The organism is Actinoplanes sp. CA-252034 (genome assembly GCF_050956125.1).
Taxonomy (GTDB): domain Bacteria; phylum Actinomycetota; class Actinomycetes; order Mycobacteriales; family Micromonosporaceae; genus Actinoplanes.
Map to the genome: position 1 here is coordinate 1,082,781 of NZ_CP191846.1, position 19,500 is coordinate 1,102,280.

The 19,500-nt window shown below is 71.0% G+C and carries 16 protein-coding genes; 9 read left to right on the plus strand and 7 right to left on the minus strand.

The genetic code is table 11. The features are described 5' to 3' along the window. Positions 1-78: 78 nt before the first annotated feature. The 4 genes from ACQPZW_RS05065 to ACQPZW_RS05080 form a co-directional block, all read right to left on the minus strand. Complete coding sequence (locus tag ACQPZW_RS05065; RefSeq protein WP_433793664.1) at positions 79-714, minus strand: LysE family translocator; 636 nt, start codon at positions 712-714, stop codon at positions 79-81. Positions 715-902: 188 nt separating this feature from the next. Continuing rightward, positions 903-3,734, minus strand: coding sequence for a glycoside hydrolase family 3 C-terminal domain-containing protein (locus ACQPZW_RS05070; protein WP_433793665.1), 2,832 nt, complete (start codon positions 3,732-3,734; stop codon positions 903-905). A 470-nt stretch (positions 3,735-4,204) separates the two neighbouring features. Further along, the gene (locus ACQPZW_RS05075; protein ID WP_433793666.1) at positions 4,205-4,372 is read right to left on the minus strand and encodes a hypothetical protein; all 168 of its coding nucleotides are present in this window, start codon (positions 4,370-4,372) and stop codon (positions 4,205-4,207) included. 719 nt (positions 4,373-5,091) lie between these two features. Then, positions 5,092-6,591, minus strand: coding sequence for an ROK family protein (locus ACQPZW_RS05080; RefSeq protein ID WP_433793667.1), 1,500 nt, complete (start codon positions 6,589-6,591; stop codon positions 5,092-5,094). Between the two features lie 210 nt (positions 6,592-6,801). On the opposite strand from ACQPZW_RS05080, the gene ACQPZW_RS05085 reads away from it, so the two are divergent. From ACQPZW_RS05085 to ACQPZW_RS05095, 3 genes are read left to right on the plus strand one after another with little or no spacing between them, the layout of a single operon-like run. Next, positions 6,802-8,475: an extracellular solute-binding protein gene (locus ACQPZW_RS05085; RefSeq protein ID WP_433793669.1), complete on the plus strand. Its 1,674-nt coding sequence runs from the start codon at positions 6,802-6,804 to the stop codon at positions 8,473-8,475. After that, positions 8,472-9,476, plus strand: coding sequence for an ABC transporter permease (locus ACQPZW_RS05090; protein WP_433793670.1), 1,005 nt, complete (start codon positions 8,472-8,474; stop codon positions 9,474-9,476). Before ACQPZW_RS05085 ends, ACQPZW_RS05090 begins: the two co-directional genes overlap by 4 nt. Further along, positions 9,473-10,408, plus strand: a complete 936-nt coding sequence (locus ACQPZW_RS05095; protein ID WP_433793671.1) for a carbohydrate ABC transporter permease — start codon at positions 9,473-9,475, stop codon at positions 10,406-10,408. The genes ACQPZW_RS05090 and ACQPZW_RS05095 overlap by 4 nt, the downstream gene beginning before the upstream one ends. On the opposite strand, the gene ACQPZW_RS05100 is transcribed toward ACQPZW_RS05095, so the two are convergent. Continuing rightward, entirely contained in the window at positions 10,386-12,539 is a 2,154-nt protein-coding gene (locus ACQPZW_RS05100; RefSeq protein ID WP_433793673.1) for a glycosyl hydrolase family 95 catalytic domain-containing protein, read from the minus strand. The genes ACQPZW_RS05095 and ACQPZW_RS05100 overlap by 23 nt on opposite strands. A gap of 48 nt (positions 12,540-12,587) precedes the next feature. On the opposite strand from ACQPZW_RS05100, the gene ACQPZW_RS05105 reads away from it, so the two are divergent. Then, positions 12,588-13,925 carry a beta-galactosidase gene (locus ACQPZW_RS05105; protein WP_433793674.1) on the plus strand — a complete coding sequence of 446 codons (1,338 nt, stop codon included), beginning with the start codon at positions 12,588-12,590 and terminating at the stop codon, positions 13,923-13,925. A gap of 5 nt (positions 13,926-13,930) precedes the next feature. Beyond that, the gene (locus ACQPZW_RS05110; RefSeq protein ID WP_433793675.1) at positions 13,931-14,563 is read left to right on the plus strand and encodes a beta-galactosidase; all 633 of its coding nucleotides are present in this window, start codon (positions 13,931-13,933) and stop codon (positions 14,561-14,563) included. On the opposite strand, the gene ftrA is transcribed toward ACQPZW_RS05110, so the two are convergent. After that, positions 14,522-15,499: a transcriptional regulator FtrA gene (gene ftrA, locus ACQPZW_RS05115; protein ID WP_433793676.1), complete on the minus strand. Its 978-nt coding sequence runs from the start codon at positions 15,497-15,499 to the stop codon at positions 14,522-14,524. The two genes, ACQPZW_RS05110 and ftrA, sit on opposite strands and share 42 nt — an antisense overlap. Positions 15,500-15,570: 71 nt before the next feature. On the opposite strand from ftrA, the gene ACQPZW_RS05120 reads away from it, so the two are divergent. After that, positions 15,571-15,993, plus strand: coding sequence for a rhodanese-like domain-containing protein (locus ACQPZW_RS05120; RefSeq protein WP_433793677.1), 423 nt, complete (start codon positions 15,571-15,573; stop codon positions 15,991-15,993). Positions 15,994-16,066: 73 nt separating this feature from the next. Here ACQPZW_RS05120 and ACQPZW_RS05125 read toward each other — a convergent pair whose 3' ends face one another. Beyond that, on the minus strand, positions 16,067-17,305 hold the full coding sequence (locus ACQPZW_RS05125) for a D-arabinono-1,4-lactone oxidase (RefSeq protein ID WP_433793678.1): 1,239 nt from the start codon (positions 17,303-17,305) through the stop codon (positions 16,067-16,069). 97 nt (positions 17,306-17,402) lie between these two features. Between ACQPZW_RS05125 and ACQPZW_RS05130 the strand changes: the two genes are divergently transcribed. The 3 genes from ACQPZW_RS05130 to ACQPZW_RS05140 all read left to right on the plus strand — a co-directional run bounded on the left by ACQPZW_RS05130 (position 17,403) and on the right by ACQPZW_RS05140 (position 19,493). Further along, positions 17,403-18,038: a response regulator gene (locus ACQPZW_RS05130; RefSeq protein WP_433793679.1), complete on the plus strand. Its 636-nt coding sequence runs from the start codon at positions 17,403-17,405 to the stop codon at positions 18,036-18,038. Next, positions 18,014-18,259 carry a GAF domain-containing protein gene (locus tag ACQPZW_RS05135; protein WP_433793680.1) on the plus strand — a complete coding sequence of 82 codons (246 nt, stop codon included), beginning with the start codon at positions 18,014-18,016 and terminating at the stop codon, positions 18,257-18,259. Before ACQPZW_RS05130 ends, ACQPZW_RS05135 begins: the two co-directional genes overlap by 25 nt. A gap of 319 nt (positions 18,260-18,578) precedes the next feature. Beyond that, the gene (locus ACQPZW_RS05140) at positions 18,579-19,493 is read left to right on the plus strand and encodes an MHYT domain-containing protein (RefSeq protein ID WP_433793681.1); all 915 of its coding nucleotides are present in this window, start codon (positions 18,579-18,581) and stop codon (positions 19,491-19,493) included. Positions 19,494-19,500 lie beyond the last annotated feature (7 nt).

The window sequence follows — 19,500 nt, forward strand, 5'->3', positions numbered from 1 at the left end:
GAAGCCGGCCGACCGATGGCGGGGTCGCCGTCCCCCCGGTCTCGTCCGCTCCGCCCAGGCGGGGGGACGGCTAGCTGTTCAGGGTGCCGTGGAAGCGGCCAGGCGGAGGCCGAGAGCGATCAGGACGGCGCCCGTCACGGCGTCCAGCGAGCGGCGCATCGCCGGACGGGACAGCACCCGGCGCAGCGCGGCCACCAGGTTGGCGACCACCACGAACCAGGCGATCGTCACCGCCACCGCGACCAGCGACAGCAGCAGCACCCCACCGGCCGAGCCGTCCACCGGCGCGAACTGGGGGAGCACCGCCACGAAGAAGACGCCGCACTTCGGGTTCAGCACGTTGGTCAGCAGCCCGTCCCGAAACGATCGCCACAGGCTGCCCCCGGGATCCCCGTCCGGTGTCCGGTCCGGGTCCGTGCCGCCGCGCCGGGCGGCGAGCAGCGCGCTCACCCCCAGCCACAGGAGGTACGCCGCACCGGCCAGCTTGACCACGGTGAACGCGACAGCCGACGCCGTCAGCAACGCGGCCACCCCGAGCGCCGCCGCCACCGACCAGACGAACACCCCGACCGCCACTCCGGCCGCCGCGACCATCCCGTGCAGCCGGCCCGCCGCCACCGAGCGCCGCACCACGATCGCGAAATCCGGTCCCGGCGACACCGCGGCCAGCCCGATCACACCCGCGAACGCCAGCGCCTGCCCCACATCACTCATGCCCCGATCCTCTCGCGCCCGCCTCCGAGCCGTGGCCCCACCGCTGTCTCAGGTGGCCGGAGGTAGCGGTGAGAGCTGCGCGGGTGTGTCTGGGCCCGCGCGCTGTCACCCGGGTCGCGTGGATCCTGCCGGTGTGGCCCCCACCGCTGTCTCACGCCGCCGGAGACGGTGGCGAGGGCCACCCGGGGTCATCCGGTGAAGGACAGCGAGGTCACGGTGACTCCGGGGTGCCCGAAGAGGACGAACAACGCGTGTGTGCCGGTCACCGGAGGAATCGGGGCGGCCACCTCGCCGGGAGCCGCGGCGGGCAGGGTGGCCAGGATCGGGCCGGAGTACGGGTCGTCCAGCCGCAGCACGATCGACGCGTCACCGTCGCCGGCCGCGATCCGGGCCGTCACCCCGGAGACACCCTGGTCGAAGTCGAGGTCGTCGAAGACCGCCCACGCGCCGGGGTGGTCACTGCGGAGGGCTTCGCCGGGATCCGCGGGGATGGCCACGGGCGTCGTCCGGTCGTACCCGTCATTGTCGATCATCTTGAGCACGGACCGCGGTGACCGGGCCGGAATCCTCTCGCCGCGGACGCGCAGCGACGCGGTCCGGCGCCAATCGGCGCTCGACGAACCCACCGCGACGGTGTGCGTGGCATCCTCGATCACCCAGCGCGAGCGTGTGACATCCCAGAACGCCAGATCCGCGGCGGCGAGCAGAAGCTCCACCGTGGACCGTTCGCCGGGGGCCAGGCGCACCTGCCGGTGGCCGCGCAGACGGCGTAGCGGCTGCTTGACGCGGGAGCTCTGCTGACGGGTGTAGAGCTGCACGACCTCGACGCCCGGGCGGTCGCCGACGTTGATCACGTCGACGCTGACCGTCACCTCGCCGTCCGGGTCGATCGTGTCGGCGGTGACGCGCAGATTCTCGTAGGCGAACCGCGTGTACGACAGCCCGTGCCCGAACGGGAACAGCGGCACGCCCCGGAAGTAGAGGTAGGTGGCGTCGCTCGCGATGATGTCGTAGTCGAGCAGGTCGGGCAGTTCGCCCGCGTCCGAGTACCAGGTCTGGGTGAGCCGGCCGGCCGCGTCGACGGGCGCGCCGGTCCGGTCCGCGCCGAACAGCACGTCGGTGAGACCGGTGCCGTGCTCCTGGCCGCCGTGCGAGGACCACACCAACGCGGGCAGATTGGCCTTGGCCCAGCCGATCGCGTACGGGTAACTGCTGCTCAGCGTCAGCACAGTGCGCGGATTGGCGGCGTGCACGGCACGGAGCAGGGCATCCTGGGTGCCGGGGAGGAGCAGGTCGCGGCGGTCCTCGGTCTCGCGGCCGGCCACCAGCGGGTGATTGCCCAGAGCCAGCACCACGACATCGGCCCCGGCGGCCAGCGCGGCGGCCTCGGCCACCCCGTCCACCAGCAGGTCCACGGTGAAGACGGTGGCGTCGGCGGCGGTCTGCGCGGCGGTACGGACCAGCCCGTCCTCGCTCGCGGCCAGGTAGCGGCGGCTCTGCACGTGCCGGATCACCACACCGTCGCCGGAGCGCTCCAGGCGGAACGTCTCCCGTACCTCCCAGCCGTTGGGTCCCGGGCGGTCGCTGACCAGCAGATGCGCATCGGCGCCCAGCCCTTCCGCGCCGACGAACCCCGATGTCACCGACCGCAGCGAGAACGTCTCCTCGCCCCAGTCGAACACGTCGAAGAGGGCCGCGTCCGGAACGTCGTCGACAGCGAGCAACCGCATCGGTCCGTCACCGGCCACCAGCAGGCCGTCCGCGCAGCGCAGCGCCACCCGGTCGACACCCTCGTGGAACACCACCGCGTCGGCGCCGAGCCGGTCGGCGAGCGCGCCGCGCAGCGTCCGGCGGTACGGTGGCGTGCCGCTGTACCAGTCGTCGAACGTGGTGTCACCGAGCGGGCCGATCACGGCCACCCGGCTCATCCCGGCCGGATCGAGCGGCAGGATGCCGTCGTTGCCGAGCAGCACGACCGAGGCGCGGGCGGCCTCCCGGGCCAGCGCGCGATGCTCCGGGCAGTCGATCACATCAACACCGATGCCCCGGTACGGGTCCTCGTCCGGATTGAACTCGCCGAGGCGCACACGTACCGAAAGGATGTGCCGGACCGCCGCGTCCACGTCGGACTCGGTGATCAGCCCGCGCTCCAGCGCCGTGGCGAAGGACCCCTCCGACAGCGGCCCCGGCTCGGTCACACAGTCGATGCCCGCCCGCAGCGCCGCCGCGAACCCAGCCGCATGATCGTCGAAGAGCTGCTGGTCACCGGCGAGGTTCTGGACCGCGTAGGCGTCGCCGACCACCATCACGTCGTCCTCGGCCCAGCCCCGCAACACCTCGTTGATCAGAGGGCTGAGGTGGGTGGGCCGTCCATTGATCAGGTTGTAGGAGGCCATCACGGCGACCGCGGCGCCGGCGGCGATGGCCGGGCGGAACGCGGGCAGCTCATACTCGTGCAGCACCCGGGGCGGCATGTTGCTCGACGTCAGGCAACGATCGGTCTCATTGTTGTAGGCGAGGAAGTGCTTGATGGTCGGCGCGGTCCGCAGCCGGCGCGGATCATCGCCGCGCAGCCCTTCCGAGTACGCCGTGCTCAGCACCCCGGTCAGCCAGGGGTCCTCGGCGTAGCCCTCCTCGTTGCGCCCCCAGCGCGGGTCGCGCAGCAGGTTGACGACCGGCGCCCAGACGTTGAGCCCGACATGCTCCGGATCACGATGATGCATGGCCCGCACCTCGGTGCCGACCGCCGTGCCGACCCGCCGCAGCAGGTCCGGATCCCAGCTCGACGCGAGACCGACGGCCTGGGGGAAAGCGCTTGCCGTTCCGAGCCAGGCGACGCCGTGCAGTGCTTCGGTTCCGGTGCGGAACGATCCGACCCCGAGCCGGGGCACGGCGACCTGGTGCTGATGCAGGAGGGCGATCTTCTCCGCCAGGTCGAGCCGGCCCAGGAGGTCGGACACCCGTGCGGCGAGCTTCTGCTGCGGATCGCGAAAGACGATGCGAGAGGGGGATGCGGTCACAACGTGTTCCTTCGGGCCGAGCCGGGTTGTCGAAGCGCTTCGACAACCCAGCGAAAGAAGCCTCCGCGAGTGGGTTTCGCGAATGTTTCGGACGGAGTTCCCTGAGGCTCGCACCACAGTTACGCCTGGGTCAAGGCGCTGCGGCCATGTTTGGTCATCGATTGTTACCCGCCCACCGGCGGGCCGGCGTCCACTTCGCCCTCATTGACCCGCATGCACGCGCGGGGCCGCCGCCACGGGCGCCCGGTCCACGGTGGTCACCCGCCGACGGCGACCGCTGTCGGTGCGGCGAGCCGTGGCCCGTCAGTGGCCGCCGGTCACCCCGACCGCCGGCGGCCACCTCGGTGAGGTGCATCGCGGCCATCGGTTCTCCACGCTGCCGTTGGCGTGATGCCCTTCGGGCCGGGTGTTCTTCGGGCCGGGTGTTCTTCGGGCCGGGTGTCCTCGCTGCCGGGTGGCGTGGGGTGACCTCAGAGCCGGGTGTCCATGCTGCCGGTGGCGTGGGTGGCCTCCGAGCCGGTGTCCTCGCTGCCGGTGGGGCTGGGTGACCTCCGAGCCGGAGGGGACCGGGTGTCCACACTGCCGTTGGAGGCCGGTGACGTGGTGATCCTGTGGGCGGCGTGGGTCGAGGGTGGCACGCCGCGGATGGAAGCCCGGGACGGTGGCGCCACGAGGCTGGGGCGTCGGTGGTCGGAGGGCTGTGTAGATCACGATGCTCACGCGCCGATGGGTCGGGGGCTGTGCCGCCCCGACGCCGCAACGTCCGTGGTCGGAGGGGCTATGCGGCTCGCGATGCTGGAAGACCGGTGGGTTGGAGGGTGGGTGCCGGCGCGACGTCCGAGCGTTGCTGGTTGGAGGGCTGTGCCGCCGCGATGCCAGAGCGTCCGTGGCTGGCTGGGCTGTGTGGCTCGCGACGCTGGAGCGCCGGTGGGTTGGAGGGTGGGTGCCGCCGCGACGTCCGAGCGTTGCTGGTCGGAGGGCTGTGCCGCCGCGATGCCAGAGCGTCCGTGGCTGGCTGGGCTGTGTGGCTCGCGACGCTGGAGCGTTGGCGGGTCGGCGGGCGGTGCCGCCGGACGCCGAAGTGTTCGTGGTGCGAAGTGCTGTGTGGCTCGCGACGCTGGAGCGCCGGTGGGTTGGGGGGCGGTGCCGCCGCGACGTCCGAGCGTTGCTGGTCGGAGGGCTGTGTAGATCGCGGCACTGGAGTGTTGGTGGGGCAGAGGGCCGGCGACGCTGGAGCGTCGATGGGTTGGAGGGCGGTGCCGTCACGACGCCAGAGCGTCGCTGGTCGGAGGGCCGGCGACGCTGGAGCGCCGGTGGGGCGGAGGCTGTGCCGCCGTGGCGCTGGAGCGTTGGTGGGTCAGAGGGCCGTGGGCAGGGTGCCGGTGTCGATGCGGTCCAGGTGGGCCACGGCTCCGCCCAGGGCCGCGGCGTGCAGGCCCAGCGTGGAGGCGGTCAGGCCGGCGCCTCCCGCGGCAGGGGCCAGGGTGTTGCGGGCCAGTTCGGCCTCGGCGGCCGGGCGGATCCACTCGGCCAGTGTGGCGTAGTGGTCGCCGAGCACGATCAGCTCGGGGTTGACCAGGTTCGCCAGGAGTGCCAGGCCCTGTCCGAGGTGGCAGCCGGTGTCCCGTAGGGCGGCAAGCACCGCCGGGTCGCCGGACCGGGCCTGGATCGCGACCTGTTCGACCGCGGGCGTCAGGTCGGTCAGCGCCGCCGGGTCGAGGCCGGGCAGGGCGCGCCGGACCAGTTGCTCGACGCCGGCCAGGTCAGCCAGGGTGGGTGAGCCCGCCGGTCCGAGACTGAACCGCCCGATCTGACCGGTGAAACCACGGGAGCCGGTCAGGAGGCGGCCGTCGACGACGATGCCGGCCTCGATCCCGGCCGCTCCGGTGACATAGGTCAGGTCGGACGCCGCCGGATGGCCGCCGTGCCGCAGCTCGGCGATCGCGGCGAGACCGGCCTGGTTGGCGACGGCGATGTCGAGCCCCGGTTGACGCAACGAGCCGGAGAGCAGGCCGCGCAGGTCGACGTCGGCCCAGCCGAGTGACGGCGACAGCCGGACCGCGCCGCCGTCGGTGACCAGGCCGGGGACCGCCACGGTGAGGCCGAGGACCTGCCGTCCCTGCTGGCGGACCCGGGTCGCGGCGCGTTGGGCCAGGGCGGCCACCGCACTGATGGCCCGGCCTGGGCTACCCCCGAGGCCGCCGGCCCAGTCGCCCCCGAACCCACCGACCGAGTCGCCCCCGAACCCGCCGGCCGAGTCGCCCCCGAACCCACCGGCCGAGTCGCGCCCGAACCCACCGGCCGAGTCGCTCCCGAGGCCGCCGGCCGAGTCGCCGCCGAATCGGGAGGCCGAGGCGCTCCCGAGCCTGTCGGCAGTGCTGCCGCCGGAGCCGCCGGCCGGGTTGTCGCCGCCGCCGAGGGTGCCCGCCGGGCTGCCGGCGGAACCGGCAGCCCCGCCGCGAGCGCCCGAGCGGTGGCCGTGGCCGGCGACCGGAGCGCCGTCGAACTGGCGGTGCCAGAGGAGGAGCTGGTCGCCGGCGAAGTCGACGGCCAGGGCGGTGAGGCGGTCGGCGGCGATCTGCAGGCCGATCGCGGCGTAGGCGGAGCCGTCCAGGGTGAGGGCGGTGCCGGGCCGGCCGATCCGGTTGCCGCTCAGGCCGGTCTCACGCAGCAGCCGCTGCTCGATCAGGGTGCCGGTCAGGCTGGAGACGGTGGCCTTGTTGAGCCCGGTCGACGCGGCGATCGAGGCGCGTGAGCTGGGTCCGTTGGCGCGCAGGTGCTGCAGGACCACGGCCAGGTTGGTGGCGCGCACGTCGGTGAAGTCGGCCGGTCGTGGGTCGGCACGGGTGGTCTTCACATCAAGCCCCACTTCTCGGCGCGTCGCGTGCTGTCCGCCTGGTCATCTTGCCGCATCACCGCGGTTCGTCGTCTCCCCTGATCGGCGTCGTGACGTGGGTGCGCTCCCATTCGATGCTTGTCGGGTCGGCACCACGTCAGTTAGCTTGTCTTCGATGTACTTAGTTTAGACGCTAACCAAACTAAACCCATAACGGAAGGGTGGTGCGCCGTGGCTAGAGCGATGGAAGGCGCGTCGACGAACAGGCGGAGCTTCCTCGGACTGGTCGGCCTCGGCGCGGCCTCGCTGGCGAGTGGCGGGGCGCTCGCGGGTTGCAGCAAGGACCCGAGCTCCAAGGGCTCCGCCACCACCGCCGAGCAGGCCGCCGGTGTGATTCCGTCCTTCAAGGACTCCACCCTGGTCCCGCCGGACGTCAAGGGTGTGCGGCCGATGGCGGACGGCTACGTGAAATACCCGACGTCGCTCGCCGACGCGGTCGCCGACAAGGCGATCACCAGTGGCAAGCCGGTCACCGCGACGACCCCGTGGTGGGGTCCGGCGCCGCCGGCCGCCAACAAGCTGGTCGAGGCGGTCGGTGCCGACATGGGCGGCGCGATCAACTTCAGCATTCAGGACGGCAACACCTACGGCGACAAGCTCAACACCATGCTCGGGGCCCGGGACGTGCCCGAGTTGACCTGCATCCCGGGCTGGGAGATCAACAAGCTGGCCCGCTTCAGCGACGGTGTGCACGCCCTGTTCGAGGACCTCACGCCCTACCTGGCCGGCGACAAGGTGAACGCGTACCCGCTGCTCGCCGGTCTGGACACCCGGGCCTGGCAGGACTCGGTGTGGGGCGGCAAGCTGATGGGCGTCCCGTTCCCGACCGACTCGCCGTACCCCTCGGTGCTCTTCATCCGTAAGGACGTAACCCAGGAGCGGGGGATCGCGGACCCGACGAGCCTGGACGAGCTGTACGAGTTCGGCAAGAAGATGACCAACGCCGACAAGGGCGAGTGGGCCTTCGGTGACATCTGGCTCGAGGTGCAGCAGATCTGCGGCGCCGGCGGCTCGGAGAACGGCTGGATGAAGGGCGCCGACGGCAAGGTCGTGCACCGGATGGAGACGCCGGAGTACAAGCGTGCCGTCGAGTTCATGGCCCGGCTCTACGCCGAGAAGCTGGTCCACCCCGACGTGGCGTCCAGCAAGGGCGGCGACACCCAGGCGCTCTTCAAGGGCGGCAAGATGTTCATGTACGGCACTGGCGGCGGCTCGTGGAAAGAGGTCTGGCGTCCGGCCGTACAGGTGAATCCGAAGTTCAACATGCAGGCCGTGAAGGTGTTCGGCGCGGACAAGGGCAAGCCGCCGGTGCGCTGGCAGACCCGCTCGGCGATCATCTGGACCTTCATCAAGAAGGGTGTCGGCCAGGAGCGGGTCCAGGAGCTGCTGCGCGTCCTGAACTACACCGCGGCGCCGTTCGGCACCAAGGAGTGGGAGCTGCAGAACTTCGGCGTCGAGGGCACCCACTTCAAGCGGGACGCCAGCGGCTCGCCGGTCACCAACGACCTGTGGGTCAAGGAGTTCGCGAACCAGTTCATCTTCCTGGGCGGGCGCCCGCCGATCGTGGTCGGTGGCCCGGACATCCCCACCTACGCCGCGGACTTCGTGAACTGGGGCAACGACGCCACGCAGTACCTCGAGAAGAACCCGTGGGACGGCATCAAGGTGGAGACGCCGACCCAGATGGCGGCCATCGCGCAGCCCACCGAGGACAAGATCACTGACATCCTGCGTGGCCGTACCCCCGTGAGTGATCTGGAGAAGGTCGTCTCGGAGTGGCGGTCGGGCGGTGGCGACGCGGGACGCGACTTCTACGCCAAGGTCCTGGCTGACAACGGGCGATGAGCGCGCCACCGGTCGTCGAGCCGCAGGTGGCGGTGAAGGCGAAGAAGAAGGTCAAGGCGGTCTCGCGGCAGCAGCTCTCCTTCGGGAAGCGGCTGCGGCGGGACTGGCCGCTGCTGCTCATGTGCTTCCCGGCGATGGCGTTGCTGCTGGTCTTCCACTACGTGCCGTCGCTCGGCAACATCATCGCCTTCCAGGACTACAACCCGTTCGTCGGCGACGATCCCCTGGAGGCGTTCCTCTACAGCGAGTGGATCGGGTTCGGCAACTTCGAGTACCTGTTCAAGACGCCGGCGTTCTGGGACTCGGTGGTCACCACCCTGTCGATCACCGCGTTCCAGCTGGTGTTCTACTTTCCGATCCCGATCCTGCTGGCCATCCTGCTGAACAGCGTCCTGTCGCCGAGGATCCGGTCGCTGGTGCAGAGCGTCGTCTACCTGCCGCACTTCTTCAGCTGGGTGCTGGTGGTCTCGCTGTTCCAGATGATGCTCGGCGGGGCGGGCCTGCTCGCGCAGACCATGCGCCAGGCCGGTTACACGCCGCCGGAGATCATGACCAACCCGGACACGTTCATGTTCCTGATCACCTCGCAGGCGCTCTGGAAGGACGCCGGCTGGGGCATGATCGTCTTCCTCGCGGCGCTGGCGTCCATCGACCCCTCGCTGTACGAGGCGGCCGCGGCCGACGGCGCGGGGCGGTGGCGCCGGATGTGGCACATCACCCTGCCCGGCCTGCGGTCGGTGATCGTGCTGCTGCTGATCCTGCGCTTGGGCGACGCGCTGAACGTCGGCTTCGAGCAGTTCATCCTCCAGCGCGAGATGGTCGGGCGGGAGGCGGCCGAGGTCGTCGACACGTACGTCTACTACCAGGGCATCGCGGTGCAGCAGTGGGGTGTCGGCGCGGCCGCCGGGCTGTTCAAGGCCGTGATCGGAATCCTCCTGATCGTGGGCGCCAACAAGCTGGCACATCGGTTCGGCGAGCAAGGGATCTACTCGAAATCATGAGCGCAGACACGGACGTCCGGCCCCGTCGCAAGTCACTGCGCCCGGTGTGGGAGGAGAAGCCCACACTCCTCGGCCAGTTCAGCAAGGGCACGCTCCTCACCGTGGTGGTGGCGGTCGTGCTGGTGCCCCTCTGGGTCGTCGTGGTCACCAGCCTGTCGTCCGAGAAGACGATCAACGAGGCCGGTGGGTACGTCTTCCTGCCGCGCGAGCTCGACCCGCGTGCCTACCTGGTGATCTTCTCGGGCGGGCAGGTCACCGACGCGATCCTGGTCAGCACGGTGGTCACGATCGCCGGCACGGCCCTCAGCCTGGTCGTCACGGTGCTCGCCGCCTACGGCCTGTCCCGGCCCGGCACTCTCGGGCACCGGTCGATCCTGTTCTACTTCCTGCTCACCTTCCTGATCTACCCGGGCATGATCCCGAGCTACCTGGTGGTGACCGGGCTGGGACTGAAGGACAACCTGCTCGCGCTGATCCTGCCGACCGCGATCAGCGCGTTCAACCTGGTGGTGCTGCGGGCGTTCTTCATGAGCATCCCGGGTGAGCTCTACGACAGCGCCCGCATCGACGGCGCCGGTGAGCTGCGCATCCTCACCCGTATCGTGCTGCCGCTGTCGAAGGCGGTGACCGCCGTGGTCGGCCTCTTCTACGCGGTTGGCTACTGGAACGCCTTCTTCAACGCGATCCTCTACATCGACCGCAACGATCTCCAGCCGATCCAGCGGGTGCTGCAGCAGTTCATCCTGGCCGGGCAGTCACCGTCCACGTCGGGTGGGGCGATCGCCATCCCGGGCCTCGGCTCGCAGGTCCCGCCCAGTCTGGCGATCAAGATGGCGGTCGTGGTGGTGACGATCGTCCCGGCTCTGATCATCTACCCGTTCGTCCAGCGCCACTTCACCAAGGGCGTGATCATCGGCGCGGTGAAGGGGTAGACCGGGCCCGGTACGCCGTGTGGGCGCGCAGGGTGATCGTCCGCACGGTGCCGTCCGGTAGTCCGATGTGGGTGGTGCGGTCGGTGGGGGAGGTCAGGATCGCTTCGACGAGGTCGGGGGACCAGGTCAGGTCCACGGTGACCGGGCCCCGGGCGATCAGGCCGTGGACCGAACCGGAGGGCCACGCGGCGGGGAGCGCCGGCAGCAGGTCGATGCGGGCTGTGCCGTCGGCGCCGACGTCGCGGCTGCGCAGCAGCATCGCCACCACCAGGGCGGGCAGGCCACCGGCCAGGTCCACGTTGAACATGTGGTCACGGTTGTGGGTGGGCGCCATGTTCGGGCGCCAGTACGCCTCGGAGATCCGGGTCAGGGCCGCGTACGCCTCCTCGGCCAGGCCCAGATGCGCCGCGGCCACGCCGAGCAGCGCCAGACCGTACCCCATCTCGTCGGAGGCCTCGCTCAGCCACCACCGCAACCGGGCCCGCACCGCCCGCACCGCCGCGGAGCGCAGCGCCGGGTCCTCGTCGAACGCCGGATCACCGCCGTAGTAGAGCGGATACAGGTGGCTGCAGTGCCGGTGCCCGTGGTTGTCCGGGAACCGCGGATCGATCCATTCGGCCAGCTCACCGGCGTCGTTGACGCGCATCGGCGGCAGCGCGGCGAGCAGCGACTTCCAGCGGAGGGTATCGGGATCCTCCACGCGCAACACCTGAGTGATCGTCAGCAGGCCGCGCAACAGAGCGCCGACCGCCTGCACGTCGAGGGTGGCGTCGACGGTCGCCTGCTCGCCGGAGCCGCCCGGATCGTTCTCGGGGGAGTAGGAGGGGCTGAACCGCGCGCGTCCGTTTCTGACCGTGGCGAAGGCCAGGTGGAACTCGGCCGCCTCGCGCAGGAACGGCAGTGCCCGATCGCGGAGGAAGTCCAGGTCGCCGGTGTGTTGCCAGTGCTCCAGGTAGAGGCGGGCCAGCCAGGCGGCACCGGTGGTCCAGAACGTCAGGCACCAGATCGGTCCGAAATGGTTCTGCCGCCCGTGCGTGCCGAGATGGGCCGGGGCGAACAGGCCCGGCACTCCGTAGAGGCGGCGCGCGTTCTCCCGGAAGTCGTCGATCTGCTCGTCGAGCAGGTCGAACAGCGGCGTCATCAGCTCCGGCGTGCCGGTCGGCAGGACGGCGAGCAGCGCGGCCTGCAGGTTGCCGTCGATGGTCCAGCCGCTGCGCCACGGCGGCGAATACGTGCCGCTCCACACCCCCTGCAGGGTCGGCGGGCGGCGGCCGGTGCTGCTGAGGATCGTGTAGCGGCCGGCGTCGAACAGCCGCTGCGCGCGATGCCCGCCGAGGTCGAGACGGACCCGGCCGAACAGGTCGGCGTGCCCCGCGCCATGCTCTTCGAGCAGGTCGTCGAAGCCGCCCTCGGGCAACGCGGCGAGAGCGGCGGCCGGCGTCCGCGATCCGGTCGCGGTTCGAGCGACGATCAGGATCCCTTCAGGGGTACGCCGTACGCGCACCGCCGAGGTCCAGCCCTCCAGGGCGCCGGCCCAGCGCGGGTGCTCGAACCGGCCGGTGAGGACCAGGTCGTCCCCGGAGCGGTTCACGGTGTAGTGGACGGGCCGCTCCGGGGTGCCGTCGATCGGCCCGATCCCGACCGTGCCGTCCGTGCCGGTGACCAGGATGACCAGCGCGTCCGCGGGCCGGGACACGAACGCGTCGACGGTCACGCCGGACCACTCCTGCCGGACGACGCCGGTGCTGAAGTCGGTGCCGCGCCGGTAGCCGTCACCCGGGTTCGCCGGAGTGAAAGTCAATGTTCCGGCGCCGATCAGCGGATCGATCCAGCGCGTCTGCTCGTACCCCGGATGCTCCCCAACGGCGAGGTCACAGACCGCGCGAGCCGCGTCGTGGAACCGGTCGGCGTCGAGGAGCTCGCGCAGCCGTGGCAGCGCCGGGGCGGTCAGCGGGGCCGGAAGCGGCTCGGTGACCGGCTGGAACAGGTCCTCGTGGGCCAGGGTGAACAGCAGCCGGGCGGGCGAGCCGTAGCAGAGCACGCCCTGCCGGCCGTTGCCGCTGATCAGCGCGCGCTCCCAGTCCTCGGTGGTCTCGGCGTCACGGAACGACGGATTGACGTTGCTCTGCACGGCTCATATTTTGTTTAGAGTTCAAACTAATAGCAAGAGGTGGTCTGATTGCTCTTCTTCGGTGGCGACTACAACCCGGAGCAATGGCCGGAGGAGGTGTGGGCGCAGGACGTCGCGCTGATGCGGCAGGCCGGGGTGAACATCGCCACGGTCGGCGTCTTCGCCTGGTCCGACCTGGAGCCCGAGCCGGGCCGCTACGAGTTCGGCTGGCTCGACCGGGTGCTCGACCTGCTCCACTCCGGTGGTGTCAGGGTCGCGCTGGCCACTCCGACCGCGTCGCCGCCGCCCTGGTTCAGCCTCGCACACCCCGAGGCGCTGCCGGTCACCGCCGACGGGATCCGCCTCACCCACGGCAGCCGCGACACCTACTGCGTGTCGTCGCCCGCCTACCGTGCCGCCGCCCGCGGCATCGCGGCCCGGCTCGCCGAGCGCTACGCCCATCACCCGGCGCTGGCCCTGTGGCACGTGCACAACGAGTACGGCACCGACTGCCGCTGCGAGGTCACGGCCGCCGCGTTCCGGGTCTGGCTGCAGAAGAGGCACGGCGACCTGAACGCCCTCAACGAGGCGTGGACCACGTCGTTCTGGAGCCAGCGCTACTCCGACTGGGCACAGATCGCCCCGCCGCGCGCCACCCAGTACATGCCGAATCCGGCGCACGTCCTCGACTTCCGCCGGTTCCTCTCCGACGAGCTGCTCGACGGCTACATCGAGCAGCGTGACCTGCTGCGCGCGGCCAACCCGGACGTGCCGATCACCACCAACTTCGTGCAGGGTGGCTGGGTCAGCGTCGACCACGCACGCTGGGCCGAGGAGGTCGACGTCGTCGCCGTCGACCACTACCCGGACGACTCGGGCTCCGGCGCCGAGGAGCAGACCGCCTTCGCCGCCGACCTGGCCCGCGGCTGGGGCGGTGGATCGTGGCTGCTCATGGAGACCGGGCCCAACCTGATCTACACGCGCGGGCGGATGCACGCCAAGGAGCCGGGCCGCCTCACCCGGCACAGCCTCGGCTACGTCGCCCGCGGCTCGGGCGGGGCGATGTACTTCCAGTGGCGGCAGCCGCGCGGTGGGGCCGAGCTGTTCCACTCGGCGCTGGTGCCGCACGCGGGACCGGACACTCCCGTCTTCCGCGAGGCGATCGCTCTGGGGCGTACCCTCCGCAATCTCTCGCCGAAGGCGTCCGACGCCCCACCACCCGCCGCGAGTGTCGCGGTGACCTGGGACGCGCCTTCGTGGTGGGCCCTGCAGGGGCCCGGTCTGCCGGCCGAGGACATCGACTACCTGGGCGCGGTACGCCAGGCGCACCGCGCGCTGTACCGGGCCAAGCTGCAGGCCGACTTCGTCTTCCCGGCGTCTCCACCGCTCTCGGCGACTACCGGATGATCGTCGTGCCGCATCTCTATCTCGTCTCCGACGAGGCGGCCGCGGCGTTCCGCGACTACGTCGCCGCCGGTGGGACGCTGGTGGTCACCTATCTGAGCGGCATCGCCGAACCGGACTCCCGGATCCGGCTCGGCGGTTACCCGGGCGCCTTCCGCGAGATCCTGGGGGTACGGGTGATCGAATGGCACCCGCAGGTCCCCGGCACCGTGATCACCCTCTCCGCCGCCCCCGCCTCGGACGGCGCTCCTGATGCGGCCGGTCTCGTGGCCGGGCGCTGGATCGAACGGGTCGAGACCGCCGGGGCCGAGACGGTCAGCCTCTACGCCGACGGTCCGCTCGCCGGGTCGCCGGCGATCACCCGCAACCGGTACGGAGCCGGTTCCGCCTGGTACATCTCGACGGGGCTGACCGACGACTCTCTCCAGGCGCTGCTGCACCGGGTGGCGGAGGAGTCCGGAATCGGGCCGGTGCTGCCCGGCCTTCCGTCCGAAGTGGAGGCGGTCCGCCGTGGTGACCTGCTCTTCCTCTTCAACCACGGTGACCGGGCAGCCACCGTGGGCGACGTCGTCCTGCCGCCCGGCGGGGTGCGGATCCGGTCAGCCGACGGTGTGGAAGGCCCGCCGGTAGGCCGAGGGTGACGTGCGCATCGCCTGCGTGAAATGGTGCCGGAAGGTGACCGGGCTCTCGAACCCGACCGCCGCCGCCACCTCCTCGATCGGCGCCCCGGAGGTCTCCAGCAGCGCCAGGCTGGCGTGCACCCGCTGGCCGATCAGCCAGCGGATCGGCGTGGTCCCCGTGGCGCGGGCGAAATGCCGCAGGTAGGTGCGCTCCGACATGTGTGCCCGCCGGGCCAGCACCTCGACGCTGATCGGCGCGGACAGGTTGCCGAGCGCCCACTCCATGCTGCGCGACAACCGGTCGTCGGCCGGATCGTCGGGTATCGGGGCCTCGATGAACTGGGCCTGCCCGCCGTCGCGGTGCGGTTGCACCACCAGGCGGCGGGCCACCGCGTTGGCGATCGCCGGTCCGTGGTCCAGGCGCACCACGTGCAGGCACAGGTCCAGTCCGGCCGCACTTCCGGCGCTGGTCAGCACGTCGCCGTCGTCGAGGTAGAGCACCTCCGCGTCCACCTCGACGGCCGGGTGACGGGTGCGCAGGGCCTCCGCATACCGCCAGTGGGTGGTGGCCCGGCGCCCGTCCAGCAGCCCCGCCCCGGCCAGCGCGAACGCACCCGAGCAGATGGACATCACCCGGGCGCCCCGGCGGTGTGCCGTGCGGATCGCCGCCACCAGCGCCGGCGACGGGTCGGCCCGGACGTCCGGCACACCCGGAACGATCACCGTCTCGCCGGTGGCGAAGACATCCAGGCCGTGCTCGGTGTGCAGGGCCGCCCCGCCGACCACCCGGACCGGGCCCGGTGCCTCCGCGCAGATGGTCAGGTCATACCAGGGCCGATCGAACTCGGGCCGGGGCAGCCCGAACACCTCGGTGACGATGCCCAGCTCGAAGACCGACATCCCCTCGTACGCCAGCACCGTCACGGTCGGGCCCCGGCGTTCCACACGATGCAGCATGGCGGAATCTTAGCGATGGATGACATGAGCGCCACTGGGCTGTCTCGTCGGCGGACGGCACGATCGACGTCATGACCAGCGCGATCGAGCACTTCAGCAACCGGCTCCGCTTCGAGACCGACGTCAGCGACGTCCACCACGACCTGCACGCCGCCACCCCCGGCCTGGTGGTCGTCGACTCCCGGAGCACCGAGGCGTGGGACCAGGGCCACCTTCCCGGCGCGATCCACCTGCCGACCCGGGAGATCGCCGCCCGCGCCGCCACCACGGTGCCGGCCGGTAGTGCGGTGGTCACCTACTGCTGGGGTCCCGGCTGCAACGGGGCGACCCGGGCCGCGCTGGAGTTCGCGAAGCTCGGCTACCAGGTCAAGGAGATGATCGGCGGGTACGAGTACTGGGTCCGTGAGGGCTTCCCCGTCCAGGACCCGACGGGTGAGTGGTCGCGCCCGGCCGACGACCTGACCGCCCCGGCCGGCGCCGCCTGCGGCTGCTGACGGGATGACCGGCCACTTCGGCCGGCCCCCAGCCTCTCGGAACCGGGCCCGCGGGGACCCAGCGGCGGACGTCTCAGCCGAACAGCGCGTCGATCCACGGATTGCGGAACGTCCCCCGTGGATCGAACCGGCTCACGAGATCCGTGAAGTCGTCGAAGCGAGGGTAGGCGGCCCGCAGCTCGGACGGGGCCGTGGTGAAGACCTTGCCCCAGTGCGGACGGGCACCGAGCGGGGCCAGGGCCTTCTCCAGATCGGCGACCACCGGCAGCACGGCCTCGGTGTCGGCGATCCAGGTGAAGTGCAGGGCCAGACTGTCCCGCTCGTGGTGGGGGCTCAGCCACAGGTCGTCGGCCGCGATCGTACGGACCTCGCAGACCTGCAGCACCGTGGCGACCCGCTCCCGCAGGCCCGACACCGCCCCGAGCGCGGACAGCGCCGCCGAGCGGGGCAGATGCCACTCGGACTGCAGCTCCTCACCGCTGCTCGGGGTGAACTCCATCCGGAAGTGCGGCAGCCGGGCGTGCCACGGGCCGGGTGTCCCGCCCTGCTCGGTGCAGTTGACCGTCGGCATGCCGGGCACCGGGTGCCGTGGGCCGTCGGCCGGGCGGGCGCCGAAGAAGTCGCCCGTCATCGGCTCGGCGCGCTTGAGCCACACCTGGTCGATGTCGGCGGAGGACCAGCGGGTGAAGAGGCTGACGCTGTAGCCGGCCGACAGGATCTCGTCGAGGTGCTCGTGCAGGGCGGCCTCGGGCAGGTCCTCGTAGACGTACTGCCGCAGCTCGAAGGCGGGCACGACGTCCAGGGTCAGGGCGGTGACCACGCCGAGCGCGCCCAGGCCGACGACCGCGCCGGCCAGATCGGGATCGGACCGGTCCAGTGTCGTCACCGAGCCGTCCGACCGGAGGATCTCCAGGCCGGAGACCGCGGTGGCCAGGTTGCCGTTGCGCACGCCGGAGCCGTGGGTGCCGGTGGCGACCGCCCCCGCCACCGAGATGTGCGGCAGCGACGCCATGTTGTGCAGGGCCAGGCCCTCGGCGGCGAGCCGGGCGGCCAGCTCGCCGTAGCGGATGCCGCCGTCGACCCGCACCGTGGCCCGGTCGGCGGCGATCTCGACGGTGCGCGGCAGGTCGGCCAGCGAGATCAGGTCGCCGTCGGTGTCGGCGAGACGGTTGAAGGAGTGGCCGCTGCCGAGGACCCGCACACGGCTCGTGCCGGCGACCGCCGCACGCAGCTCGTCGAGGGATCGCGGGCGGACCAGCCGCCGTGCGCCGAACCCGATGTTCCCCGCCCAGTTGGTCAGACGTTTCGGCATTGCTACACCCTACGTGTATTGCCTGTTCACGGCCATGGCGCAGAGGATCCGGGTTATCGTCGGGCGTCTCGCGGAACGAGCGATGGGGGAAGACGGGATGGCGTCGATCGTGGTCGCCGAGGACGACACCGACATCGCGCAGTTGCTCTCGACGGTGCTGAGCAACGCGGGTCACACCGTCCGGACCGCGCCTTCCGGCCTGGCAGCGCTCGACATGATCGGTGAGGCCGGCGCGGACCTGGTGATCCTGGACCATCACATGCCCGGGATGAGCGGACTGGACGTGGCCGGCCGTCTCCGCGGCGACGCGGCCACCGCCTCCATCCCGGTGATCATGCTGTCCGCCGCGGCGCCGGCCGCCGCCCGCGGGCTGTGCGACATGACGATCTCCAAGCCGGTACGGCCGAAGCACGTGGTCGAGGCCGCCAACGAGTTGCTGGCCACCCATGGTGACCGTCATCACGATGCCGCCCACCAGTTGGTCGACGTGAAGCGGCTGCTCGCGGTCTCCGACTACCTGACCCGCCCGGCCCACGCCGACGTCCTGGACACCTTCGCCGAGAAGCTGACCGAGCTGACCGGGGTGCCCGCCGCGGCGATCACGCTGGTGCTCAACGACAGTGTGGTGGTGGCCGGGTCGCACGGCTTGCCGCGGTGGGTGCGCGAGGCCGGGGTGTGCCGGTCGAGTGGTCGCCGGACACCATCGTGGTGGCCGAGGACGTGCCGGTGCTGATCAGCGACAGTGCCGCCGACGAGGAGTACGCCGACTCGCCGCTCTTCTCGGTCAGCGGGGTGCGCTCCTATGCGAGTGTGCCGCTGAACTCGGCCGAGGGGCACGTGGTCGGCACCCTCTGCGTCATGGACGAGAAGCCGGGCACCTGCACCGAGGACACCGTGCAGATCCTGCATTCGCAGCGGGCGCAGGCGTTGATCATGCTGTCTCGCGTCGGGTGATCGTGCCGTCTCGCGTCGGATGATCCGGCTGTCTCCCGACGGGCGATCCCGCACCATATGAGGATTTCTCCGTTGTTACCGAAAGTTATTTTAGGGGACACAATTCCCGAGTGATCGCTGTGTCACAATGTGTCGCCTTATGTGGTCTTACGTGCGGCTATCCGCCTCGCCTCACGTTTAGCGTGATCCAAATCGAGATCCTGTGCACGTTCTCTCTTAACGAAACCTGCGTCACAATCAGTCACGCCCACGGCGGTGGTGCGGGCAGTATGCAGCCCGGCGGAATCGCGAAAGACGCGAACGAGAGGAACGGCGCGAGATGGCGCAGATCCATCACTTCGAGTACGGGGCGCTGACCCCCACGGTCAGCTACATCCTCTCCGTGCTCGGGTCACTACTCGGACTCACCAGCGCTGTCCGGCTGCGGTCGGCGAAGACCGGCGGCGAGCGGTTCTGGTGGCTGACCCTGGCCGCGGTCGCCATCGGCGCGACCGGCATCTGGAGCATGCACTTCGTCGCCATGATGGGCTTCGACGTCGACGGCACCCCCATTCGCTACGACATCGGCCTGACCGTGGCCAGTGCGGTCATCGCGCTGGTGTCGGTCGGTGCCGGCCTGTCCATCGCGCTGCTCGGGCGGACCGCCTCCACGGTCCGGATCCTGATCGGCGGCGTGCTGGCCGGTCTCGGCGTCGCGGCGATGCACTACACCGGCATGGCGGCCATGGAGCTGCGCGGTCAGATCCACTACGCGGGCCGTGAGGTGATCGCCTCGATCGCGATCGCCGTGGTCGCCGCGACCGTCGCGCTCTGGCTCACCCTGGTCGTCACCAAGCCGATCGCCATCTTCGCGTCCGCGCTGGTCATGGGCATCGCGGTCAACGGCATGCACTTCACCGGCATGCTCGCGATGTCGGTCGTCCCGGAGAACCAGTTCGGCTCGGTCGAGGGCGCCACCGCGGCCGGCCTGCTCGTGCCGGTCGGCGCCGCGGTCGTCTTCGCGATCATCGGCATGGGGTACGCGCTGGTCTCCGCCCCGACCGAGGAGGACCGTGCCGCGGCCGAGTACCTCAAGGCTCGTATCGACCACCGGCAGGGTCAGGGCCCGGCGCCGGCTCAGGTGCCGTTCGGCGGGCAGCCCGCGCCTCAGCAGCAGCAACAGCCGCAGGGCCGGGCCGGTCGCACCACTCTGGGTGACGGCTCGTGGACGTACCGGGACCGCGGTCGCCAGTAGGCACCAC